Annotated in this window: 17 protein-coding genes; 5 read left to right on the top strand and 12 right to left on the bottom strand. The window is 34.6% G+C overall.

The genetic code is table 11. The features are described from left to right. Window positions 1–10 precede the first annotated feature (10 nt). Window positions 11–1,330 (top strand): phenylacetate--CoA ligase family protein, encoded by a 1,320-nt coding sequence (locus tag HNV08_RS07750; protein WP_173280613.1) that lies wholly within the window; start codon window positions 11–13, stop codon window positions 1,328–1,330. Here HNV08_RS07750 and HNV08_RS07745 read toward each other — a convergent pair. Together HNV08_RS07745 and dnaK are read right to left on the bottom strand one after the other, a co-directional pair. Further along, on the bottom strand, window positions 1,302–2,429 hold the full coding sequence (locus HNV08_RS07745; protein ID WP_173280612.1) for a sugar-transfer associated ATP-grasp domain-containing protein: 1,128 nt from the start codon (window positions 2,427–2,429) through the stop codon (window positions 1,302–1,304). The genes HNV08_RS07750 and HNV08_RS07745 overlap by 29 nt on opposite strands. A gap of 212 nt (window positions 2,430–2,641) precedes the next feature. Beyond that, a complete protein-coding gene (dnaK, locus tag HNV08_RS07740) occupies window positions 2,642–4,543 on the bottom strand; it encodes a molecular chaperone DnaK (RefSeq protein WP_173280611.1) in 1,902 nt (633 codons plus the stop codon). A gap of 193 nt (window positions 4,544–4,736) precedes the next feature. On the opposite strand from dnaK, the gene HNV08_RS07735 reads away from it, so the two are divergent. The 4 genes from HNV08_RS07735 to HNV08_RS07720 all read left to right on the top strand — a co-directional run bounded on the left by HNV08_RS07735 (window position 4,737) and on the right by HNV08_RS07720 (window position 8,461). Next, a complete protein-coding gene (locus HNV08_RS07735; RefSeq protein WP_173280610.1) occupies window positions 4,737–5,231 on the top strand; it encodes a dihydrolipoamide dehydrogenase in 495 nt (164 codons plus the stop codon). A gap of 122 nt (window positions 5,232–5,353) precedes the next feature. After that, window positions 5,354–6,778: an L-serine ammonia-lyase gene (locus tag HNV08_RS07730; RefSeq protein ID WP_173280609.1), complete on the top strand. Its 1,425-nt coding sequence runs from the start codon at window positions 5,354–5,356 to the stop codon at window positions 6,776–6,778. 119 nt (window positions 6,779–6,897) lie between these two features. Further along, window positions 6,898–7,716, top strand: coding sequence for a 3-methyl-2-oxobutanoate hydroxymethyltransferase (gene panB / locus HNV08_RS07725; protein ID WP_173280608.1), 819 nt, complete (start codon window positions 6,898–6,900; stop codon window positions 7,714–7,716). Window positions 7,717–7,750: 34 nt separating this feature from the next. Next, window positions 7,751–8,461: an RluA family pseudouridine synthase gene (locus tag HNV08_RS07720; protein WP_173280607.1), complete on the top strand. Its 711-nt coding sequence runs from the start codon at window positions 7,751–7,753 to the stop codon at window positions 8,459–8,461. On the opposite strand, the gene HNV08_RS07715 is transcribed toward HNV08_RS07720, so the two are convergent. The 10 genes from HNV08_RS07715 to HNV08_RS07670 all read right to left on the bottom strand — a co-directional run. Next, on the bottom strand, window positions 8,458–9,252 hold the full coding sequence (locus HNV08_RS07715) for a sensor histidine kinase (RefSeq protein ID WP_241697194.1): 795 nt from the start codon (window positions 9,250–9,252) through the stop codon (window positions 8,458–8,460). The two genes, HNV08_RS07720 and HNV08_RS07715, sit on opposite strands and share 4 nt — an antisense overlap. Beyond that, window positions 9,213–9,926: a hypothetical protein gene (locus HNV08_RS07710; protein WP_173280605.1), complete on the bottom strand. Its 714-nt coding sequence runs from the start codon at window positions 9,924–9,926 to the stop codon at window positions 9,213–9,215. The genes HNV08_RS07715 and HNV08_RS07710 overlap by 40 nt, the downstream gene beginning before the upstream one ends. A gap of 7 nt (window positions 9,927–9,933) precedes the next feature. Next, window positions 9,934–10,449 carry a hypothetical protein gene (locus tag HNV08_RS07705; RefSeq protein WP_173280604.1) on the bottom strand — a complete coding sequence of 172 codons (516 nt, stop codon included), beginning with the start codon at window positions 10,447–10,449 and terminating at the stop codon, window positions 9,934–9,936. An 82-nt stretch (window positions 10,450–10,531) separates the two neighbouring features. Beyond that, complete coding sequence (locus tag HNV08_RS07700) at window positions 10,532–11,383, bottom strand: 5-oxoprolinase subunit C family protein (protein WP_173280603.1); 852 nt, start codon at window positions 11,381–11,383, stop codon at window positions 10,532–10,534. Beyond that, entirely contained in the window at window positions 11,376–12,107 is a 732-nt protein-coding gene (gene pxpB, locus HNV08_RS07695; protein ID WP_173280602.1) for a 5-oxoprolinase subunit PxpB, read from the bottom strand. The genes HNV08_RS07700 and pxpB overlap by 8 nt, the downstream gene beginning before the upstream one ends. 6 nt (window positions 12,108–12,113) lie before the next feature. Further along, on the bottom strand, window positions 12,114–12,854 hold the full coding sequence (pxpA, locus tag HNV08_RS07690) for a 5-oxoprolinase subunit PxpA (RefSeq protein WP_173280601.1): 741 nt from the start codon (window positions 12,852–12,854) through the stop codon (window positions 12,114–12,116). A gap of 1 nt (window position 12,855) precedes the next feature. Continuing rightward, window positions 12,856–14,082 (bottom strand): Nramp family divalent metal transporter, encoded by a 1,227-nt coding sequence (locus tag HNV08_RS07685; RefSeq protein ID WP_173280600.1) that lies wholly within the window; start codon window positions 14,080–14,082, stop codon window positions 12,856–12,858. After that, window positions 14,079–15,191: a DUF2891 domain-containing protein gene (locus tag HNV08_RS07680; protein WP_173280599.1), complete on the bottom strand. Its 1,113-nt coding sequence runs from the start codon at window positions 15,189–15,191 to the stop codon at window positions 14,079–14,081. The genes HNV08_RS07685 and HNV08_RS07680 overlap by 4 nt, the downstream gene beginning before the upstream one ends. A 42-nt stretch (window positions 15,192–15,233) precedes the next feature. After that, entirely contained in the window at window positions 15,234–16,772 is a 1,539-nt protein-coding gene (locus HNV08_RS07675; RefSeq protein WP_173280598.1) for a YifB family Mg chelatase-like AAA ATPase, read from the bottom strand. A 222-nt stretch (window positions 16,773–16,994) separates the two neighbouring features. Beyond that, window positions 16,995–23,283: SdrD B-like domain-containing protein (locus HNV08_RS07670; protein WP_262886687.1), on the bottom strand; the 6,289-nt coding region annotated here is incomplete at its 5' end.

Here is a 23,283-nt window from a genome sequence, read left to right as displayed (position 1 = left end):
AGCATTAGGTATGAATTTAAATTTTATAAGACATCATTTCTTTTGGCTCATAGACTACCTAAAAGGTAAAACTATTAAAAGTCAACTCGAAGAGATTAAACGTGGAATAGAACAACCGCATTCTGAAAAATCTAAGCAAACCAAGGAAGCACATTTAAAGAACTTACTAAATCACGCCAAGCAATCAACTCCGTTTTACAAAGCTTATCGTAGTGAAAATGAACTCTCTAATTTTCCTGTGATTAGAAAGACAATAATTCAAGATAATTTTGAACGCTTTCAATCTGAAAAGTTTAAGGATCAAAAAAACTTTAAAGTGTCTACGAGTGGCTCAACTGGAGTCCCCTTTTTTTTGTTTCAGAATCAAAGCAAACGAAACAGAAATCACGCAGATGCTATTTACTTTTATGATCAATCTAATTTTAGCGTTGGAAATCGTTTGTATGAACTCGAAGTTTGGAGACAACATAATAAAAAAGGGACATTAAAATCTTGGTTACAAAACATTGTGCAGTTTGATATTTCTAGACTTACTGATGAAAGAATTGAATCCTTTTTAAATTTATTAAAATCAGATCGGCAAGTTAAAAAAACGATGTTGGGCTTTGCCTCTGCTTACGAAATGATTGCCCAATATCTTGAAAAGAACAATATATTTTTAAATACATTAGGTTTAACCTCAGCAATTGCAAATTCCGAATACTTAAATCCTTATACTAAAACAACATTAGGCAAACACCTTAATACCCAAATTCTCTCGAGATATTCTAGCGAAGAAATTGGGATTATAGCACAACAAACGTTAAATAGTCCTAATGATTTTGTTATAAACGCTGCCAGTTATCATATAGAATTATTAAACTTAGATAATGATTTGCCAGCCAAACCAAATTCATTTGGACGTATTGTGGTTACCGATTTATTCAATTACGCTATGCCAATTATTAGATATGACACAGGTGATATTGCAAAATTTGGACACGATAAAAACCATAATCTTGTTTTTAAACAAATAGAAGGCAGACAAATGGATGTAATTTACGATACCATGGGAAATCTACTCTCTTCTTTTGTCGTTTATACCAAATTTTACAAGTATTATCACCTGTTGAAACAGTATCAGTTTATTCAGTTAGATGAAAAAGATTATGAGGTAAAATTGAATCTTCAAGAACCAAATACGTTTCCATTTGAAACGGAACTCATTGCAGATATAAAGTCTGATTTTGGACCAGACGCTAAAATCACTATAACTTTCGTTGATGAAATACCAGCATTAGCATCTGGTAAACGGCGTAAAGTTATAAATCGTTATAAGCAGAATCAGTAGACCTTAAACTTAAGTCTAAAATATCATCAGTAAATTCCCCAAACAATGGACCATTAGCTATTTGATGTAAATCTACATCTTGATAATACGTGTTGTATTCTATAAAAACTGGTTCGTTATTACTATCTATACCAATATCCCAAGACACAATTTTAAAATAAGGGATAATAGGATGCATACGTTTAACCATGTTTAAAACGGACTCATAATTAGGTATAGCAATACCTTCAAAAACAACTTTGGTATGTGACTTATTTAAGATTGCTCCTGCTCTTGTATAGGCTCTGCTTTTTAAATTTCCATTTGATTTTATGCCACAAATAATACCACCACCACTAAAATTATCAGTAGCACTATGAGGTTGTCCAATTCTAAGTACAGAAGATAAAACATATACGTTATCGTCTTTTAAATAGGTCATTACTCTAATGGTATTTAATGACGTAGGATTTAAACTCTTTAATACAGCACTTTGCGCTACAGTTTCTTGAACAATAAAATCCTTTTTATATTTTTTAAATAATTCTGAAACCGTTAAATTTTCGAAAGTCGTTTTATCATTTTCAACCGTAAATTTGTTGACCATAATACCATCTCCAGAATCAATGGTTGGTTTTATAATCAATGCTGTGTTTATAGAATTACACGTGTCTATAGCTACAGACTGATCCACGATTTTACCATCCACAAAATAAAAACCGTTAATATTTTGTACAATTGCTTTTGGCTGAGGAAATCCCTTGAAGAGTATATACGATAAATTTTTGTCTAATAATGCTGGCCATTGACGCATTTGATTGAATCTTGGCGCAATGAGTGCATTAAACATATCTTCAGGTATATAATTTACGTGAAACTCATTGGTTAAGCCTTTATAATACTGATGCCAATAAGTGTTTTCTAATTTATAACCTTTAGATTTATAGTAGGCTTTTACTTTTGCTATTTCGCTAGAGCTTAATTTAGGTGCTTTATTTTGACGTAGAACTTCCTTAACATATTTTCTGGCATTCATTTTTAAATTGAATTCCCAGAAGCGTTTTCTAAAGCTTAAAACATGTTTAATCAATACGCGCTTAAGCGATGAATAGAGATTCATTTGATGAGGGATTTACTGTAAATGTAGTTTACCATTTTTAAATGAAACAAATATGTTAAAGGTATTAGAAGAAGTGATTTAAGTTCTCGATAAATAGCAGCTATCAAATTAAAACTTATAATAAGCACAACAAAAAACGCAACCAAATGAATGGTTGCGTTCTTTTATTTTGATCTGAACCAAGAAGTTCAGAATAACAAATTAGGTTTGTCTTATTTTACTTCCTCGAAATCTACGTCTTCTACATCGCTAGACGCGTCATTAGGCTGCTCTGCTCCTGCTTCAGGACCTGCAGCTCCACCTTGAGCTTCTGCTTGTGCTTTGTACATTTCTTCACTTGCTACTTTCCATGCTTCATTGATTTTCTCTAAAGCTGGCTCAATAACTGCGATATCTTTTGTTTCATATGCTTTTTTCAATTCTTCAAGCGCAGCTTCAATTGGTTGTTTTTTATCATCAGATAATTTATCACCAAATTCTTTCAGCTGACTTTCTGTTTGAAAAATCATAGAATCCGCTTCATTTAATTTTTTAGCACTTTCAGCCGCTTTAGCATCTGCTTCTGCATTTGCTTCTGCTTCTTGCTTCATTTTCTGGATTTCATCTTCTGTTAATCCTGAAGATGCTTCAATTCTAATATCTTGTTTTTTACCAGTAGCTTTATCTTCTGCAGATACTTTAATGATACCATTAGCATCAATATCAAACGTTACTTCAATCTGAGGTGTTCCTCGTCTTGCTGGTGGAATACCATCTAAGTGGAAACGACCAATTGTTTTGTTATCTGCTGCCATAGGACGCTCACCTTGTAAAACATGAATCTCTACTGATGGCTGATTATCTGCTGCTGTTGAGAATACTTGCGATTTCTTTGTAGGAATCGTAGTATTGGCTTCAATTAAGTTAGTCTTAACGTTACCCATCGTTTCAATACCAAGAGATAATGGCGTAACGTCTAATAAAAGAACGTCTTTTACATCACCTGTTAATACACCACCTTGTATACCTGCTCCTAAAGAAACAACCTCATCAGGATTTACTCCTTTACTTGGTGCTTTTCCAAAGAATTTTTCTACAGCATCTTGTACTGCTGGTATTCTTGTAGATCCACCTACTAAAATGACTTCGTCAATGTCATTTTTAGATAAACCTGCAGCTTTTAAAGCGGTTTGACATGGCTCTATTGTACGTTTAATTAAATCATCTATTAACTGTTCAAACTTAGAACGAGATAATGTACGTACCAAGTGCTTTGGTCCACTAGCTGTAGCCGTTACATATGGTAAGTTTATTTCTGTTTGTGCAGATGACGATAATTCAATTTTAGCCTTTTCTGCAGCTTCTTTTAAACGCTGTAATGCCATTGGATCTTCGCGTAAATCCATGTTCTCATCCGCTTTAAACTCTTCAGCTAACCAATCGATAATACGCTGGTCAACATCATCACCACCTAAATGCGTATCACCATCTGTAGACAATACTTCAAAGACACCATCACCTAACTCAAGGATAGAAACATCATGCGTACCTCCACCAAAATCGAAAACGACGATTTTTTGGTCAGTCCCTTTTTTATCCATTCCGTAAGCTAATGCTGCAGCTGTTGGTTCGTTAATAATTCTACGAACTTTTAAACCTGCAATCTCACCAGCTTCTTTTGTTGCTTGTCTTTGTGCATCGTTAAAATATGCTGGTACTGTAATTACAGCTTCAGACACATCTTGACCCAAATAATCTTCAGCCGTTTTCTTCATTTTTTGAAGAATCATAGCTGATAATTCTTGAGGAGTATATAAACGACCATCAATATCTACTCTTGGTGTATCGTTGTCACCTTTTACTACTGTATATGGTACACGTTCTGCTTCCTTCTTAGACTCAGAATACTTGTTACCCATAAAACGTTTAATAGAATAAACTGTTTTTGTTGGGTTAGTAACCGCTTGTCTTTTTGCAGGATCTCCTACTTTAATTTCACCACCTTCTACGAAAGCGATAACTGAAGGTGTTGTTCTCTTACCTTCAGCGTTTGGGATTACAACTGGCTCATTACCTTCCATTACAGAAACACAAGAGTTGGTTGTACCTAAATCAATTCCAATAATCTTACTCATAATTATATTTGTTATTTGTTTTCCGCTTTCGCGAAAAGTATCGTGTTATTAATTTTAAACTCGGTTAGTATTAGTCAATGATTATGCCATGACAAAAAATATGACATGATGTCAGAAAAGAATTAAATCATTTTTCTGAATTAAACTCAACTTTGGTATTAATATTGATACTTAATTGAAAAACCTAAACATTATGAGACATATATTATCTATTATTACAGTATTTGCATTATTACTAACTTCTTGTACAGGCGAGCAAGGCCCTCCAGGCTTTGATGGCTATGATGGTGTTAATATCACAGGACAATCCTTTGAAAGAACTATAGACTTTACATCTAACAATGGATATCAAGAAACTTTAGAAATTCCTCTAGACATTGAATTATATGAATCTGATATGGTGTTAGTTTATCATTTAAGAGGTCAAGTTGATGGGTTTGATGTTTGGAAAGCACTTCCTGAAACCGTCTATATTAATGCTGGCGAAGAGTTTCAATATAACTTTGAACATAACTTTGATTTTGTAACCATTTTTATTGAATCTCATCCTACTTTTGATTTTAATTTACTCTTAGATGAAGAAAGAATAAACCAAACATTTAGAATTGTGGTTTTACCTGTAGATTTGGTAAACAGTTCTAATTTAGATATTAATGATTTTGAAGCTGTTATGGATTACGTTCAATAAAACATTGTACATGATACACTTTAAAAAGCCTGAATGAATTTCAGGCTTTTTTTTTTACAAAAAAAAATAATCTTTACGTCAACAACCTCTATATTTGATTACTGTAAAAAACAATTTAAAGAATGGAATGTATTTCTATTTTCGACATGCTAAAAATTGGTATTGGCCCTTCGAGTTCACACACCTTAGGACCTTGGCGTGCTGCAGAACGTTGGATAAAAGAATTAAAAGACAAAAAGCGTTTTGATAAAGTTGAAAAAATCGCAGTGGACCTCTACGGTTCTTTATCCTTAACAGGAAAAGGACATGCCACAGACTTCGCCGTTATTTTAGGATTAACTGGAGCTGACCCAGAACGCATTCCTGTTGAAAATATCACTACTATTATTGAAGATGTAAAGACACAAAACATTCTACATTTTAATAATGAAAGAGAGATTCCTTTTAATTTTAAAGCGAATATAAATTTCAATAGAAAATTTTTACCATTTCATTCTAACGGATTAATATTTACTGCAACCATTAATGGTAGAAATTATAAATCTACCTACTACTCTATTGGTGGCGGTTTTGTGGTACAAGAAGAAAGAAAAGTTTCTAAAGCCAATAAAATAATATTCTATTGCACATTTCCTTATCCTATTTCTTATGGTGATGAGCTATTAAAATTCTGCGAACAATTACAACTACCTATTTCTGGTGTGGTATTAGAAAACGAAAAGTCTATTAGAGAAGAATCATCAATAGATTTTGAGTTAAAACGCATTTGGAATACGATGCTAGAATGTATGTATACTGGTTGCCACACCGAAGGGAATTTACCTGGTGGACTAAATGTAAGACGACGTGCTTTTGATATGCACAAAAATCTTATAGGAGAAAATAAATATAAAAATCCAGAAGAATGGCTAAAAACCATTAGAACAACTGAAGTAAAGTTTAGACAAATCCTAAAATGGGTAAGCTGTTTTGCATTGGCTGTAAATGAAGTTAATGCATCTTTAGGACGTGTAGTTACAGCTCCTACTAATGGCAGTGCTGGTGTAATACCAGCAGTATTAATGTATTATATGGTAATTGAAAACCATGATGCCGATTTTGAGCATGTCAAAAAATTCCTTTTAGTGGCTGGCGAAATTGGCAGTATCTTTAAAAAAGGTGCTACCATTAGTGCAGCAATGGGAGGTTGCCAAGCGGAAATTGGCGTGTCTTCTGCCATGGCTGCAGGCGCGTTAACTGAATTATTAGGCGGAACTCCAGAACAAGTTTTAGTTGCAGCCGAAATTGCTATGGAACATCACTTAGGCTTAACCTGCGATCCTATTGGAGGTTTAGTACAGATTCCGTGTATAGAACGCAACTCTATGGGAGCCATAAAAGCTATCAATGCTGCAGAATTAGCCTTAGACACAGATCCTAAAAATGTAAAAGTACCTTTAGACAAAGTCGTTAACACCATGTGGGAAACAGCTAAAGATATGAATACAAAGTATAAAGAAACGTCGGAAGGCGGCTTAGCTGTAGGTGTGCATTTAACAGATTGTTAGTCCATTTAAACAATTATTAAAATCTTAAAATCAACCTACGCTCTATTTAATAAATAGTATTGAGAATAAAATAAAATATAAAAATCTCACTACTTTTACATTCAACTAATAAAAACAACATGTCAGTAGCAAAAAAAGAATATAAAAGAATTACGGTAAAAAGTCTTGTAGATATGAAATCTAGAGGCGAAAAAATATCTATGCTCACGGCTTACGATTATACCATGGCTAAAATTGTAGATGGCGCAGGTATTGATGTGATTTTAGTTGGTGATTCGGCAAGTAACGTTATGGCTGGTCATGAAACCACGTTACCAATTACGTTAGACCAAATGATTTATCATGCGTCTTCAGTGATACGAGCTATAGACAGAAGTTTAGTTGTAGTCGATTTGCCTTTTGGAAGCTACCAAAGTGACCCAAAAGAAGCTTTACGTTCCGCAATTAGAATTATGAAAGAATCGGGAGGACATGCTGTAAAAATGGAAGGAGGAAAAGAAGTCAAAGAATCTATAAAGCGAATTCTTAATGCTGGTATTCCTGTAATGGGACACCTTGGATTAACACCACAATCTATTTATAAATTTGGCACCTATACAGTTAGAGCCAAAGAAGAACAAGAAGCGCAACAATTAAAAGAAGATGCGCTAATGCTTGAAAAAGCAGGCTGTTTTGGTATTGTATTAGAAAAAATTCCTGCAAAATTAGCACAAGAAGTTGCTGAAAGTGTTTCAATTCCTGTAATAGGTATTGGTGCTGGAAATGGTGTTGATGGACAAGTGCTAGTGTTACACGATATGTTAGGCATGACACACGAGTTCAATCCGAGATTTTTACGTCGATATATGAATCTCTATGAAGATATGACAAAGGCGATATCTCAGTATGCTGATGATGTTAAATCTAGTGATTTTCCTAATGAGAAAGAACAGTACTAGTAAGCGGTAAGCAAAAAAAAATATTTAGGGATTAGTGACGCGTCGTTCGGAAAAAATCATATCTAACAAAAACAACCTTCAAGTTTTATACGAAGACAACCACATCATCGTAGTTAACAAACGGGCTGGTGATATTGTACAAGGTGATAAAACGGGAGACCAACCTTTGAGTGATATTGTTAAATCTTATTTAAAGGATAAATACCAAAAAGAAGGTAATGTTTATTTAGGTGTGGTTCATCGCTTAGACAGACCAACGACAGGACTAGTTTTATTCTCAAAAACCAGCAAAGCTTTACCTCGACTTAATAAATTATTTGCAGAAAAAAAAGCTAAAAAAACGTATTGGGCTTTAGTTAAAAATCAACCACCAAAATCTAATGACACCTTAGTTCATTGGTTAAAAAAGAATCCAAAAAACAATAAATCAACGGCTTATATTAAAGAAGTTGAAGGTAGTAAAAAGGCCATTCTTCATTATAACGTCATTAAGACATTAGACCATTTCTTCCTATTAAATATAGACTTAGAAACTGGCAGACATCATCAAATCAGAACACAATTAGCTTCCATAGGATGCCCAATTAAAGGGGATTTAAAATATGGCTTTGACAGAAGCAATAAAGACGCAAGTATTAGTTTACATGCTAGGACATTGAGTTTTATTCATCCTGTGAAAAAAGAACCGATTGAAATTACAGCACCTGTTCCTAATGATGCACTATGGAATGCTTGCGAGACTTAATTTATTTTATAAGGATATTTTAGCCTAAGCTGTGTTCCTTTCCCTTTTGAAGTCTCTAAAATGAATTCCGCATTTAATAGTTCCGCACGTTTTTCCATATTAATTAAACCAGAACTTTTCTTTGCCAATTCAAGATCAAAACCTTCGCCATCATCTTCTAGATTTATGATTAACATTTTTTCTTGATAATCTAATTGAACTGAAATTTGTTCTGCTTCAGCATATTTTAATGTATTTGAAATAAACTCTTGCAAAATTCTAAACAAGATGATTTCATCTTTTTTGTTTTCAAAATGTACTTTCGTTCCTGTTATATCTAATTGCGATAGAATTAGTCCAGATTTATTTAAACGCTCAACTTCATTTCTAACAGTAGCCTCAAAACCTAAATTGTTTATAACATCGCTATTGAGTGATTTTGATAATGCTCTCACTTCTTCTAAAGCGTTTTTTAAAGCATCAGTTGCGTAACCAACTTTGGATTTGGCTTCATCTGTAACTGCACTGCTCGCGACTTTCAGTTGCATACTAGAAAGTACTAACAATTGTCCAATATTGTCATGTAATTCACGACCAACATATTTTAAAGTTTCTTCTTGAATCTCTTGTTGTGTTGCTAAAAGTTCAGCATCAAACGCCCTTTGCTGCTCAATTTTTTCACGCAGCAACTGGCTTTTACGTTTTTGAAAAGTAGCAAAGAATATAATAAACACAGTAAACAGTGCTAATGTAAAAAATATCGCATAGGATATTAATGCAATGACTTCAGAGCTGATTGTCTCTTGTGCCAAAGTGAATAAATAAATGCAAATGTGTAACATGAATACAGCAATAAATTAGCAGTATCTAAAAAGATACCCCTAAAAGTTATAAAATTATCATTAGCAGCTCTATAATAAGAATCAAAAATAAATAATGGTGTTAAACAAATATGCCATAATGTTATTCCCAAACAGATATAAAAAACATGAGATTTATAAAAGTCTAAAATTTTATCACTTTGTATAAGTTCTCGCAAGTACAATAAAAACATTAAGAATAAAGCAAATGTTGATAATATTAAATCATACGTAAATGACATTGTAAAAAAATCTCCTATACTTAGATAGTAAGAAACGGTTAATGTAACATAAAAAATAGTAATAAATTTTAAAGCTTTATGAGAGAATGGTTTATTGGTATTTCTTAAAATAAACATACCAACCAAAATAAAACCTATAATTTCATAAGTGTTATATAACCATGTATTTGTTGCAAAAACAGAATTATTTATCCAAGCCCAATAGGTATTTTCAAAATAAGGTCTAAAATACGTGTACATACCTAAAGTTTCAACAAACACAGTTACCCATAAATACCACACAAAAGGTCGTACTTTATAATCTCTTGTATGATACCAATAATAAGAGCCAGACAATGCCGCAATTAACTCTATTAAATGTGTAATTAACGCATTAATATCCATTTATACACTATTGAGGATAGTTCGCTCCTGGCGGCTTACCATGCTGCGAAACATTTAAACCATCAGCACCCGAAATATCATGACTGCCACCTTGAAAAGAGATAATACTACCTGTAGACACATTTTTAATTCCTGTAGGAACAATAAACATTGTTGTTAAACCTGTTTTACCATTAGCATCTGGATAAGACCCTAAATATACTCTTAAACCATCCATAGTATAACCCATTTCTCCTGTTTGTTGTTCTGCATGATTAATATAGTTTTGAATTTCTTCTACAGACCACCAAGACGATCTATTATCTCCACCATTTTTAGAATTCTTAAACAGCGAATCATTAATTATTTTATGCTTAACATTATAACCTGCATCTAAGGCTGAAGCTTGTTTTGATGATATAATGCCATTAGGCGCTATAGCTTGAAGTTCTACTGCTGCAGGTGTTTCGCTGCTTTGACAATAAAAGTACATTGCTAACACACCAATAATGATTCCTAAAAGGAATAGTCCGAAATTTTTCATATTTATCTTAGTTTAGTTAATAGCTGTTGTAAGCTATATATTTTATTTAACTTATAAAAATAAATTCTTACCTATTCTTAACTTAGTAATCGACTAAAGTAAAGTTAATGTTGTTTCCTGTAGATTTTTGACTCAATATATTAATCGCCTTTTCAGTTAGCTGTAAAACGCGCGGATAACCTCCCGTTGTCTGGCAATCTCTCATTAATACAATTAACTGTCCGGATGGTGTTAACTGTACCGTTCCTGGAAGTACAGGTGCTGTTAATATAGCATCTAAAGTATTAGTAACCACAGGCAATAATTGATAAGCCATTCTATTATTATATTTTGAAACTTTAAAACTTTCATTTAATAATAGTGTTTTCTGTTTTTCACTTAACCTATCAAACTCAGGCCCTTTTGCCACCTCAATATTATTAGTATTTAAATAAGAACTATTGAACTTAACCTTGGCGTTTTTAATCCTTTTTATTCCTTCTTGTTCCAAAATAGGTAAATGGTCACTTTTATTAATACGATGCGAAGGTGTAACTTCTTTTAACATACTTCTACTACCTAAAACCATTTTTGTTATAATACCTCCTTTTACGGCAACATACGTTCTAAAGCCTTCAACACTATTACCAAGACTAAGGACATCATTTTTATTGACCAATATAACTTCATTCATTGGTACCGTTTTATTATTTATTTTTGGATTCATATGACCTCCTGTAATCGCGATAAGTGTAGCAGATAAAAACTGAAACTGAGCACCAATCATAGTCATCTCAATAACAGCAGCATCCATAGAATTACCCAAAATATGATTCGCAAATGTACTAGCACACGTATCCATAGCGCCAGAAACAGGAACTCCAAAACTACCGTAACCAAATCTTCCTTGATCTTGGATCGTCGTAAAAAAACCTGATTTTAAAACTTTAATCATTCACAAAAAGCGTTTCTATATTGAATTTTGAATTTTGGATTTCAGCTTGAATCTCTACATATTCAGGTTTAGAAATTGCATAAAATTTTACCTGATCACCTGCGTTAATAAAACTTGGTGGATTGTCATTTGGATTAAATAATTCTATAGGAGAATTGCCTATAATATGCCAACCTCCAGGACTGTCTTGAGGATAGATTCCGGTCTGTTTTCCACCAATGGCAACTGACCCTTTTTTTATATTTAAGTTAGGCGTGGTTTTTCGGTTTAAATGTAACGCTCTATTTAAACCACCTAAGTATAAAAACCCAGGTAAAAAACCAAGAAAAAAAACAGTATAAAGCGGTGCGGTATGCAACTCAATTAATTCTGATTTTGATATCTTTTTAACTTTAGAAAAATGCATTAAATCTTCTCCAAAATCAGCATCATAGCAAACAGGTATTTTAATTACTTTTGATCCTTTAGATAAACCTATAGATTTTTCTAAATATAGAGCTTTTAGGTCTTTAAAAACATTATTGATATCATCTATAGTGAAATTATAAATAATTAATAATGAATTATATGCAGTTACCACCTCAACTAAACATTTAATATTTATTTTTTCAATCTTATTTTTAAAAGACAAGACATCATTAAGAATATTTTCATCTATTAACGGTGGCCATTCCACCAAAACAGAACTTGCATTGTATTGAGAAAAACGTAGTTTATACCCCATTTTACACTACACTATTTTAATGTTATTTTCCATAAACCCTAGATGTAAATACTCCAAAATTTCAAGCGCATTTTTAGTATCACCATGCACACAAATTGTAGAAGCTTTTAGCGACACTTCCACACCATTTATCGCAACTATTTTTTGTTGCTTTACCATGCTCAAAACATGTCTTAAAACAGCCTCTTTAGAATGTAAAATTGCATTGTTTTTCTGACGTGAAACCAATGACAAATCCTCGTTATAATTGCGGTCAGCAAAAGCTTCAAATTCAACAGAAATATGTTCTTTAATTGCCAAATTAGCGAGCACAGAATTATATGGTGCATATAATTTTAATGAACTTCCCAAATCATGAATTAGTCTTACTACCACCTTTGCTGTTTCCAAATCTTTTGCCGCCAAATTATATAAAGCACCATGCGGTTTTATATGATTGAGCACAATCCCTTTCGTAGAAATCACGGATTCTAAACACTCTACCTGAACCCTTAATGTCTCATACAATTGCGCCTCTGTCATCACCATCTCCAACCTACCAAAGTTTATTTTATCAGGAAATGAAGGATGCGCACCTACTTTTACATCGTTTAAAATAGCTAAATCTAAAACGGTATTCATAGTCCGTAAATCACCAGCATGCCCTCCACAAGCCACATTACAAGATGACAATAAAGGCATAAGTGAAGCCTCATTACCAACTCCTTCTCCAACATCTGCATTTATATCAATTTCTAGTTGTTTCATTTTAAATCAATTCAAAGACACTTAAAACACCTTTTAAACCTAAAAATATTGTCACTACGAGAATAATCAATCCAATAAAATTTTGAGTCTTAGAGTTTTTATAAACTCCTAAAACACTAGCCTTATTCATAACCCATAACAAAAAACCTGCTATTACAGGTAATAACACACCATTTGCAACCTGAGCAAACTTTATAATCTCAATAGATTTAAATCCCACTGAAGAAAATACAACACCCAAAACCAAAATAATCATCCACACCATCTTAAATTTATAAGATTTTAAATCTGAAGACCAACCTAAACACCCACTAGCCACATAAGCTGCAGCCAAAGGTGCGGTAATTGAACTTGTAACTCCTGCAGCAAATAAGCCTACCGCCAAAAAATACTTCGCATAGCTTCCAAATAACGGTTCTAAACCTAAGGCCAAATCTGACGCATTAGTAATTGACTCTACATTAATTGCAGAAGCAGAAATAACTATACACATAGACACTAATCCGCCTAAAATCACAGCAATCAAAGTGTCTTTTTTAGCTGTTTTTATATCACTTTTTGACTTCCATTTTGTTTTAGCTAATGACGCATGTAAAAAAATATTATAAGGCACAACAGTTGTACCTATTAACGCCACTATTGTTAAAATACTACCAGATGGTGCTTTAGGAATTAAAATACTATTAAAAATACTAATTAAATTAGGCTTTGTTAATATTGCTGTAGTTATAAAAGCCAAACTCATAAGAATTACCAAAAACACAAATACTTTTTCCAAAACTTTATAGCTACCCAAATACAGTAATACAAAAGCAATTACACCAATTAAAACACTAACAACATTGAGTTTTAAACTACCAATTTCCATAAAAATGCCACCAATAACCGTCTCTACACCGAGTGCCCCACCTGAGATATTCCCAGCTTCATAGGCCGCGTTTCCAATGACAATAGCACTTAAAATTAAGATTAATGCTAAAAACTTTATAGCAGAATGCTTAATTTCTTCTCTAATAATCTCTGACAACCCTTTTTGAGCAACTATACCTAATCGCGCTGCCATTTCTTGCAAAACAACAGTTGCAAAAATTGACAAAACCATAGCCCACAACAGCCCAAACCCAAAATTTACACCAGCTAATGTACATACCGTAACTGTTCCAGGACCTATAAACGCAGCAGCAATTAAGGGTCCTGGACCAATATTTTTTAAAAATTTCAATATCATTTCTCTGTAGAATTTAAAGCATAAATAGCAAAAGTCCCCAACCAATGACCACCTTCATAACTATCACCAACTATGCTTGGCAATGAATGAATGATATGCTTATTTGCTATATTCTTTAAATGAGAAAATTCAGGTAAATCTTTTGCTATATAATTTAAACTCCAAGCTCTAGAGAAATTAACACCATCGAGATGCACTAGCTTCCCATCAGTTCTATCCGACACCTTACCAACAGCCCAATCAAAATCAACAGCACTTAAACTAGGTAAAAAATCATTAATCCATATTTTAAATTCATCAACCTCTAAAACACGTTTCATAAGAGCAGCCTCTTCTAAACAAGGTGATAAAAAATCAAAACCATTTGGCTCCCATTCTATTGGACCATCTTGGTCATCTTTATAAAAATCCATAGCTCGCTCTTCTATCAACTCAGCCAACACTTCATTATCAACGGTAGCCGCAAAATCATAAGCAAAACTCATCCCAAAAGCTGTATTAGGATGCTCACCCACGCGAACAGGGTAATTCAACTTCGGAAGAAACTCTAAATACCTTTTAACTATCAAATCCGTTAACGGCTGAAGATTAACTTCTAATTCTCGAGCAACAGCACTATCCCAAGTGTGAATTTCCTCAGCCAGTTTCAACAACCAAGCCCAACCATAAGTCCGCTCAAAAGAACCACCAAACGTACTTTCAAAATATTCAATTTCTCGCTCTATGTTTTCTTTTGTAATATTTAGAAGTAATTTTTGCTCAATAATTTCACGATTATCCAATTCCGGAAACTGCTTTAATAAGTTCACCAAACTCCAATGCCCATGTACAGCAGAATGCCAATCGAAACAACCATAAAATGCTGGATGCAATTCTTTAGGTGCTTTTAGACCTTCCGAACCACCTATAATTTGATTTAATTTATTAGGATATTCCGTATTCATGCAATGCAAAGGCAATTCTGCTAATCTATTAGCTTGCTCTAGACTTAAACTTGGCGTTTCTACAATTTCTATTTTTGTAACAGGAGCTAAATCTACTGTAGTATTTTTGGTTTTACTTTGGCAACCAACAACTAAAAATGTTAAACCTAAGACTATTTTTTTCATGATATTTATTAAAGGAATTCAAATTTATATTACGCAATGAAACTACCCTAACCAACCATCACGATCTAAACTACGGTATTGTATCGCCTCACTAATATGAGCACCCAACACCTCCTTAGAACCTTCTAAGTCAGCAATTGTTCGCGATACTTTAAGAATACGATCGTAAGCTCTAGCCGATAAGTTTAATCGCTCCATTGCAGATTTTAACAATTGCATTGAGGCATCATCTAAAGTACAATATTTCCTAATTTGCTTTGTGGTCATCTGTGCGTTATAATGAATGTTTTCTAGCTCATTAAATCGTATTGTTTGCTTTTCTCTAGCTTTAGTTACTCGTTTTCTTATATCCACTGAGGATTCTCCAATTCTTTCATCTGATAATTTTTCAAATGGCACAGGAGTCACTTCAATATGAATGTCAATACGATCTAATAATGGTCCTGAAATTTTCCCCATATAGCGTTGCATTTCCGCTGGTGATGACGTAATTGGCGCATCTGGATCGTTAAAATAACCACTAGGACTTGGATTCATACTAGCCACCAACATGAAAGATGAAGGGTAAGTCACTGTAAATTTCGCACGAGAAATCGTTACTTCTCTATCTTCCAAAGGCTGCCTCATAACTTCCAAAACTTCACGCTTAAATTCTGGTAATTCATCCAAAAACAACACACCGTTATGAGATAATGAAATTTCTCCTGGCTGTGGATAACTCCCTCCTCCTACTAACGCTACATTAGAAATGGTATGATGTGGACTTCTAAATGGACGCTGCGCCATTAATCCTGTATGCGCTTTAACACGACCGACAACCGAATGAATTTTAGTCGTCTCTAAAGCTTCATGTAATGTCATTGGTGGTAAAATACTAGGCAATCGTTTTGCCAACATTGTCTTTCCAGAACCTGGCGGACCAATAAGGATAATATTATGACCTCCTGCTGCTGCAATTTCCAAACAACGCTTTATTGATTCTTGCCCTTTAACATCTGCGAAATCAAATTCAGGAAATTCAAGATTTTTATAAAACTCCTCCCTTGTATTAATTATCGTTTGCTCTAAAGTTTCGCCCTTATCAAAATGATTAATGACTTGCATAATATTTTCAACCCCAAACACCCTAAGATCATCTACAATCGCGGCTTCTTTAGCATTTTGAATAGGCAATATGATCCCCTTAAACCCTTCTTCCCGGGCTTTAACCGCTATAGGTAACGCTCCCTTAAACGGCTGTAAACTGCCATCGAGTGACAATTCTCCCATTATAAGATATTCTTCTAGATTTTCTGCTTTTATTTGATTTGATGCCGCGAGAATACCAATGGCTAATGTTAAATCATAGGCCGAACCTTCTTTGCGTAAATCGGCAGGCGCCATATTTATTGTGATTTTTTTTCCTGGAATACGATAACCATTATTCTGTAGCGCTGCTGCTATCCGATAATTACTTTCTTTAATGGCATTATCTGGCAGACCAACTAAATGATAACCAACACCTTTATCAATATTAACTTCAACAGTAATCGTAGAAGCCTCTACACCAAAAACGGCACTTGCGAAAACTTTTTTAAGCATGAAATGTTATTTGCTTAAAAATAGAGATAAATCGTTGATAAAAAAATTGAAATTATAAATTAGCTTCCATTACAAGTGATATTATTAAAAATCCCTAGCCTTAATCCACTTAGATTATAGATTAAATTCCATTATTACACGAAATATCTTTCTCTATCAAACAAAAAAAAAGAACCGTAAAATTAATTACGATTCTTTTTTTATTTAAACAATGTTATTTGATTACTCCACAATCAGTCGGCTTGTCGCTGACCAACCATCTGCTGTAATTTGCATGACGTACGTCCCTAAGTCTATTGTTCCTAACTCATAATTCAACAAGTTTTTACCTGCAATGACTTGGTATGTTCTTGGACTATGCACTAGTCTTCCTCTAGCATCATAAACACTAACTTCAATATCTATAGGTGTTCTATCGTCTCCTAGAAAACTATTAGACCTAACAATATCTAAATCTATAGTAACACTAGAATCACTAGATGCTGGCACAGGATATACTCTTAAAGAGTGACTATCGTTATCAGTACCATTACAAATACTTGTAGATGTTACCACAACTGTATCGGTTGCAACACAATCTATACAATTCACTGCCTGAACTGTGTAAGTTCCTGCTTGATCCACTGTAATTGTCTCTTGATTAGCGTTGCCAACAATATGACCATCTGCAGTTGTCCATTGGTAATCAACAGCTTTAGGCTGACAAGCACCAAGTGCTAAATTAACATCACCAGTAGTATATGTACCATCACCACCTGACAATGTATACCAACCAGAAGCTCCAAAACCTAGTCTTTTCACATCTGCACCCATTCCTATTTGAAATGATTCACCCATTGGTGCCACAGTGAATACACCATGATTTTGCGATGTTATTGTACCTGTTAATTCTGTATAATATTCATATCCCGAAGTATCATAGGTCTGACAGTCATTTAACTTAGGACTTCCCATAGGTGTCACTGTTGTGTATCCACTATAAGTAAAATCTACTTGCAATACATCAATTCCGTTAGACACAGTTGCTACATACTTAGCAGTTCCATTATCAAACGTTTCAAAACTTTGTTGTGACGCGTTAAACTTATAAGAACCTGTTGATGGTGAAGACACCACCCACACTTCAAATGTACCAGCTGGTCCATCACATCTTTCCTGATCTAAAACTGGATACACACATCCACCTTCACATAACCCTTCTACATCATCAAAACTTGCAGAAAGTGTTACAGTTTCGTTTGGACAAATCTCCATATCAGTTCCAGCATCAACATTTAAGCTACAAACATTAAACAGACCTGCATCTATCGTTATTACATTTGAATCCTCAACCGTAAAACACGCTGTTACACCTTCATTATTAACATCTGAATCTAAAGTGTCATCGCCAACATTACTTGATGTAAACTCATATCCTTCTGGTGCATTATTAAATTTAATATAATAATCTCCACTGTTAGCACAAACTTCAAATTCATAATAACCAGGCTCACCATTAATAGAGTTATTCATTGTAACATCAGAATCTATCATAGTATCATCATTACAGTGAAATAACCTAACCGTCACACCATTAATACCAGACGCAACACCTTCATCTTGAATTCCATTTTCGTTAACATCTAACCATACATAGTTACCAATCTTAACTTTATTTTCTTCATTGATGATTAAAGTGGTCGTATACCCACAACCGTTGTTATCCATTAAATCAAGCACTACTGGACTATCCGCTGCCGTATAAGTTTCACCGTTTTGCGACCATGTATAGTCTTCACCTTCACAAACTGTTACTTCAGTAACAATATCTTCTGTTGGCGCAAACTCATTAATTGTTAATGTTGCAGTATAAGCACATCCATTGACATTCGTTAAATTTAACACAACTGGACTATCTGCTGCTGTATACGTCTCATCATTTTGTGACCACGTATAAGCTTCACCGCTACAAACCGTTACCTCAGTAACAATAGTATTCACTGGCACATGCTCATTAATTATCAATGTTGACGTATATGCACATCCATTGGCATTTGATAAACTTAATACCACAGGACTATCCGCTGCTGTATACGTTTGTCCGTTTTGAGACCATACATATTCAGTTCCTTCACAAACTAACACTTCGGTAACAACATTTTCTGCAGCATCATATTCATTGATTGTTAACGTTGCTGTATAAGAGCATCCACTATTATCATCAATAGTTAATACCACTGGACTATCCGCTACTGTATATGTTTGTCCGTTTTGCGACCATGTATAGTCTTCACCTTCACATATAGTTACGGTTTCAAATATATCTTCAGAAGCATTACTTTCATTTATAACTAACGTTGTTGTGTATACACACCCATTTGTATTAGTCAATTCTACCACCACTGGACTATCTGCAGCTGTGTATACTACACCAGTCTCTGACCATGTGTAATCTGAACCTTCACATACTGTAACTTCTGTTACCACATCTTCTGGAGCGTCATACTCATTGATCACTAAGGTAGCTGTATAAGAACATCCATTACCGTTATCCATAGTTAAAACAACTGGGCTATCTGCAGCAGTATACGTTACACCATTTTGATCCCAAGTATAGTCTGATCCTTCACAAATTGTAACTTCATCAACCACATCTTCAGCACTGCCATTACCATAAATAATAAGTACAGCTGTATAATTATAACCATTAAGATCTGTTAAATGCAACACCACAGGACTATCTGCTACTGTATACGTTTCTCCATTTTGAGCCCACGTATAAGTCGCATCTTCACAAATTGAAACCTCCGTTACACTATCACATACAGGTTGGTTTTCAACAATTACTAAAGTTGCAGTATACGGACAACCATTATCTGTAGTTAACTCTAGTACAACAGGACTATTAGCTACCGTATACGTCTCTCCGCTTAACGCCCAAGTATAATCACCACCATAACAAACCGTTACTTGCTCATATACATTTGAAGCCGTATTCCCACTTTCATTAATAATTAATGTTGAAGTGTAAGCACAACCATTGGCATTATTCAATTCTAACACCACTGGACTATCTGCCGCAGTATATGTCACACCAGTCTCTGACCATGTATAATCTGATCCTTCACAAATAGTAACCTCTGTTACTACATCTTCTGGAGCGTCGTATTCATTAATCACTAAAATAGCTGTATAATGACATCCATTTGTATGTGTTAATTCTAATACCACAGGACTATCTGAAGCCGTATATGTTTGACCATCTTGTGACCATGTATAGTCTGATCCTTCACACACAGACACTTCTGTAACCACATCCTCAATTGCGTCATTCTCATTAATCACTAATGTTGCCGTGTAAGCACATCCATTAGCATCTGATAAATCTAGTACTACTGGACTATCTGCTGCTGTATACGTCACACCATTTTCTGACCAAGTGTAATCTAACCCTTCACATACTGTAACTTCTGTTACCACATCTTCTGGAGCATCATACTCGTTGATCACTAAGGTTGCTGTATAAGAACATCCACTTGCATCATCAATAGTTAACACTACAGGACTATCTGCCGCTGTATATGTCTGTCCATTTTGTGACCATGTATAGTCTGATCCTTCACATACTGTAACTTCCGTTACCACATCTTCAGTAGCATTACTTTCATTTATCACTAACGTTGCTGTGTAAGCACATCCATTAGCATCTGATAAATCTAATACCACTGGACTATCTGCTGCTGTATATGTCACACCATTTTCTGACCATGTATAGTCTGACCCTTCACATACTGTAACTTCTGTTAGAGTGTTTTCTGGAGCTTCATATTCATAGATATTTAATGTTGCCGTATAAGGACAACCGTTATCATCTGTCAATTCTAATACCACTGGACTATCTGCCGCAGTATACGCAACACCATTAAATGACCAAACTCTAGATTCTCCTTCACATACCGTAATAGCATGAACAATATCTTCTGTTTCCTCGTATTCATTAATTATTAATGTTGCTGTATAAGAACACCCATTAGAACCGTCAATAGTTAACATCACAGGACTATCAGCTGCTGTATATGTTTCACCATTTTGAGACCACGTATAGTCTGATCCTTCACATACTGTAACCTCTGTTACGACATCTTCTGGAGCATCATACTCGTTGATTACTAAGGTTGCTGTATAAGAACATCCACTTGCATCATCAATAGTTAACACTACAGGACTATCTACCGCTGTATATGTCTGTCCATTTTGTGACCATGTATAGTCTGATCCCTCACATACTGTAACTTCCGTTACCACATCTTCAGTAGCATTGCTTTCATTTATCACTAACGTTGCTGTGTAAGCACATCCATTAGCATCTGATAAATCTAATACCACTGGACTATCTGCTGCTGTATACGTCACACCATTTTCTAACCAAGTGTAATCTGATCCTTCACATACTGTAACTTCTGTTACCACATCTTCCGGAGCATCATACTCGTTGATCACTAAGGTTGCTGTATAAGAACATCCACTTGCATCATCAATAGTTAATACTACAGGACTATCTGCCGCTGTATATGTCTGTCCATTTTGTGACCATGTATAGTCTGATCCTTCACATACTGTAACTTCCGTTACCACATCTTCAGTAGTATTACTTTCATTTATCACTAACATTGCTGTGTAAGCACATCCATTAGCATCTGATAAATCTAATACCACTGGACTATCTGCTGCTGTATATGTCACACCATTAAATGACCACGTGTAATCTGATCCTTCACACACTGTAACTTCCGTTACCACATCTTCTGGAGCATCATATTCATTTATCACTAAGGTTGCTGTGTAAGCACATCCATTGTTATCTGATAAATCTAATACCACTGGACTATCTGCTGTTGTATATGTCACACCATTTTCTGACCACGTGTAATCTACCCCTTCACATACTGTAACTTCTGTTAGAGTGTTTTCTGGAGCTTCATATTCATAGATATTTAATGTTGCCGTATAAGGACAACCGTTATCATCTGTCAATTCTAATACCACTGGACTATCTGCCGCAGTATACGCAACACCATTAAATGACCAAACTCTAGATTCTCCTTCACATACCGTAATAGCATGAACAATATCTTCTGTTTCCTCGTATTCATTAATTATTAATGTTGCTGTATAAGAACACCCATTAGAACCGTCAATAGTTAACACTACTGGACTATCTGCCGCTGTATATGTCTGTCCATTTTCTGACCACGTGTAATCTGATCCTTCACATACTGTAACCTCTGTTACGACATCTTCTGGAGCATCATACTCATTGATCACTAAGGTTGCTGTATAAGAACACCCATTATTATCTGATAAATCTAATACGACTGGACTATCTGCTGCCGTATACGTCACACCATTTTCTGACCATGTATAGTCTGACCCTTCACATACTGTAACTTCTGTTAGAGTGTTTTCTGGAGCTTCATATTCATAGATATTTAATGTTGCCGTATAAGGACAGCCGTTATCATCTGTCAATTCTAATACCACTGGACTATCTGCCGCAGTGTACGCAACACCATTAAATGACCAAACTCTAGATTCCCCTTCACATACCGTAATAGCATGAACAATATCTTCTGTTTCCTCGTATTCATTAATTATTAATGTTGCAGTATAAGAACACCCATTAGCACCGTCAATAGTCAACACCACAGGACTATCAGCTGCTGTATATGTTTCACCATTTTGAGACCACGTATAGTCTGATCCTTCACATACTGTAACTTCTGTTACCACATCTTCAGTAGCGTCATATTCATTAATTACTAAAGTTGCAGAATAAGAACATCCATTAGAATCAGTTAATTCTAATACTACTGGACTATCTGCCGCTGTATATGTTTGACCGTTTTGCGACCATGTATAATCTGATCCCTCACAAATTGTTACTTCTTCATTAATATCATCTGTAGCAGGATTCACTACAATTGTAGCCATAACTTCTGCAGAACAATTATATTGAGAACTATCTGTAACAACCACACTGTATACTGTTGTTTGATTTGGACTTACAGTTAAAGTCGATGACGTTTCATTTGTTAAAACAATATCATTTGCCTTCCAAACAAATTGATCACCACCTATTGCTGTTAATACCACACTTGTACCATAACAAATTGTATTATCTGGAGTAGACAATGAAATACTTGGATCTATTGAGCATGGTAAATAAATACCTGCATCTATTGTTGGGTCATTCTCTCCTGGCTCTAAATCGATACAAGATGTTCTGCCGTTTGATCCAGCATCTGAATCGTTACTATCATTACCTCCATGGTTAGCTGGCGATAATTCGTATCCTGTTGGTACTTCGAACTCTACTTTGTAATCTTCATTTGGATCTAAATCTGCAAATGAATAGTTACCGTTAGCATCTGTAGTTGTTGTTGCTAATTGGTTGTTGTTACAATCTAATAAGTTTACTGTAACACCTGCAACACCTTCTTCTCCTGGATCTTGAATACCATCTTCGTCTTCA

The sequence above is a fragment of the Winogradskyella eckloniae genome, assembly GCF_013249045.1.
In the GTDB taxonomy this organism is placed as follows: domain Bacteria; phylum Bacteroidota; class Bacteroidia; order Flavobacteriales; family Flavobacteriaceae; genus Winogradskyella; species Winogradskyella eckloniae.
This window is presented reverse-complemented; position numbering and strand designations above follow the sequence as displayed.

What these genes read in the sequence shown, in the direction of transcription:
- HNV08_RS07750 (WP_173280613.1), top strand. Translation starts at nt 11, where the DNA reads ATGAATTTAAATTTTATAAGACATCATTTCTTTTGGCTCATAGACTAC.
- HNV08_RS07745 (WP_173280612.1), bottom strand. Translation starts at nt 2,429, where the DNA reads ATGAATCTCTATTCATCGCTTAAGCGCGTATTGATTAAACATGTTTTA.
- dnaK (WP_173280611.1), bottom strand. Translation starts at nt 4,543, where the DNA reads ATGAGTAAGATTATTGGAATTGATTTAGGTACAACCAACTCTTGTGTT.
- HNV08_RS07735 (WP_173280610.1), top strand. Translation starts at nt 4,737, where the DNA reads ATGAGACATATATTATCTATTATTACAGTATTTGCATTATTACTAACT.
- HNV08_RS07730 (WP_173280609.1), top strand. Translation starts at nt 5,354, where the DNA reads ATGGAATGTATTTCTATTTTCGACATGCTAAAAATTGGTATTGGCCCT.
- panB (WP_173280608.1), top strand. Translation starts at nt 6,898, where the DNA reads ATGTCAGTAGCAAAAAAAGAATATAAAAGAATTACGGTAAAAAGTCTT.
- HNV08_RS07710 (WP_173280605.1), bottom strand. Translation starts at nt 9,926, where the DNA reads ATGGATATTAATGCGTTAATTACACATTTAATAGAGTTAATTGCGGCA.
- HNV08_RS07705 (WP_173280604.1), bottom strand. Translation starts at nt 10,449, where the DNA reads ATGAAAAATTTCGGACTATTCCTTTTAGGAATCATTATTGGTGTGTTA.
- HNV08_RS07700 (WP_173280603.1), bottom strand. Translation starts at nt 11,383, where the DNA reads ATGATTAAAGTTTTAAAATCAGGTTTTTTTACGACGATCCAAGATCAA.
- pxpB (WP_173280602.1), bottom strand. Translation starts at nt 12,107, where the DNA reads ATGGGGTATAAACTACGTTTTTCTCAATACAATGCAAGTTCTGTTTTG.
- pxpA (WP_173280601.1), bottom strand. Translation starts at nt 12,854, where the DNA reads ATGAAACAACTAGAAATTGATATAAATGCAGATGTTGGAGAAGGAGTT.
- HNV08_RS07685 (WP_173280600.1), bottom strand. Translation starts at nt 14,082, where the DNA reads ATGATATTGAAATTTTTAAAAAATATTGGTCCAGGACCCTTAATTGCT.
- HNV08_RS07680 (WP_173280599.1), bottom strand. Translation starts at nt 15,191, where the DNA reads ATGAAAAAAATAGTCTTAGGTTTAACATTTTTAGTTGTTGGTTGCCAA.
- HNV08_RS07675 (WP_173280598.1), bottom strand. Translation starts at nt 16,772, where the DNA reads ATGCTTAAAAAAGTTTTCGCAAGTGCCGTTTTTGGTGTAGAGGCTTCT.